The following is a 1,563-nucleotide window of genomic DNA, read 5'->3' as shown; positions in this document are numbered from 1 at the left end:
CGCGGCGAGGACCTCGTCCTCCTTGGTCACGTCGGTCGCGACGAGGTGCACGTTCTCGACCGGGGGCGGCCTTGTCGATCGACGGCTGCAGGTCGAGGCCGAAGACGGTGGCGCCGGCATCGGCGAAGCGCTTCGCGGTGGCGGCGCCGAGGCCGGATGCGCCACCGGTGACGATGACGGAGGAGCCGGAGACGTCCATGGCTGATTCCCTTCTGTAGTGGAGCACTCGCCGAAAATGCGAGTGCGGCGCACCTCACCAGTGAGGTACGAGTTCAATGCCCCGGGACCATCGAGCGATTCCGGGGAAGCAGGTTCGACGAGCAGTCGGGCGAGGCCAGGCTCGCCCAGGTCACGAACCTAGATGGACAGCAGCCTCAACTGTCAATGCCGGTTGGTCCGCGGATAGGTGTTCTGCATCCGCAAGTTGTGTCCACATCGCGTCGACCATGGGCTGCAGGAAGATTCGCCCCAGTTGGCGGACCATGAGTTTGACGGTCTGTTCCGCGACGGGCTGGCCTGTGGAGGCCACTCCCGCGTCACGCAGGGCGATCACCTGCTGTCTACTCAGGTCGGTCAGCCGCGCTAACAGCCCATCCGGTGGTGCCGACGGATCGAGTAATACGCGCCGCATGTAGTTGACCACAGATGGATGTGACTGCAACATCCGGCTGACGGCGAGATCACGGGCGGCAGCGACCTGTGCAGCCGATCCACCGTCGGGGGCAGCATCAGCGATCGCCAACGCGTGGTAGTCAACGATGAGCTGGTCAACCGCCTGGCGCAGCCCCTCCTTCGTCTTGAAGTGATGCTGAACGAGGCCGACGGCGACACCCGCTTCTGCGGCGACGGCGCGCATCGACACTTTGTCCTCACCAGATGCCGCGTAGAGGTCAAGCGCAGCGTTCCGGATCCTCGCCCGAGCCGTGAGGTCGCCGCCTGTAACGAAGGGTTCACCCATCACAAGCCTCCTTGGACCGCGAGTATACAAACCGTGCTTGACCCATACATATGTACTAGCTACTATACGAGCGTATAGCAAGAGGAGTGATTCATGACACAAGAACTGTCCGGTATTCGTGTAGTGACCCTCGCGGTCAATGTCCCCGGTCCGGTTGCAGCAGCGCGGCTGTGCGCGCTTGGTGCTCAAGTTCATAAGATCGAGGGGCCGGCGGGCGATACGCTGCGGACTGTCACGCCCTCCTGGTACGACGCCCTGGCACAGGGACAGACGGTCCTTACAGTCGACCTCAAGACCGATGCTGGCCGTGCGGTGTTCGAAACGGAACTGGACGCGGCTGACGTACTGATCACCGCGATGCGACCGTCTGCGCTTCACAAGCTCGGGATCGATGCGGCGGTCGCCGCGCGTCCCGCGCTCTCCCACGTCGAGATCGTCGGGTACGACGGAGAGCGCGCCGACGAAGCCGGGCACGACCTGACCTATCAGGCGGCGTACGGCATGGTGGTTCCCGGCGTCATGCCGACGGTGCCGGTCGTGGATCTGCTGGGCGCCGAACGCGCTGTCGCAGAGGTGCTGCTCGCGCTTCGCGAGCGCGACCGGAC

The 1,563-nt window shown here is 64.4% G+C and carries 2 protein-coding genes and 1 pseudogene; 1 reads left to right on the top strand and 2 read right to left on the bottom strand.

Going from position 1 to position 1,563, the window contains the following annotated elements:
* Positions 1-199 (bottom strand): annotated as a pseudogene (locus tag RHBS_RS27625) (SDR family NAD(P)-dependent oxidoreductase); the annotation flags it as partial.
* 150 nt (positions 200-349) lie between these two features.
* Entirely contained in the window at positions 350-958 is a 609-nt protein-coding gene (locus RHBS_RS27620; protein WP_006368933.1) for a TetR/AcrR family transcriptional regulator, read from the bottom strand.
* 93 nt (positions 959-1,051) lie between these two features.
* Between RHBS_RS27620 and RHBS_RS27615 the strand changes: the two genes are divergently transcribed.
* The coding region (locus RHBS_RS27615) for a CoA transferase (RefSeq protein ID WP_187298674.1) at positions 1,052-1,563 on the top strand (512 nt) is incomplete at its 3' end.

This window comes from Rhodococcus sp. BS-15 (genome assembly GCF_000813105.1).
Taxonomy (GTDB): domain Bacteria; phylum Actinomycetota; class Actinomycetes; order Mycobacteriales; family Mycobacteriaceae; genus Rhodococcoides.
This window is presented reverse-complemented; position numbering and strand designations above follow the sequence as displayed.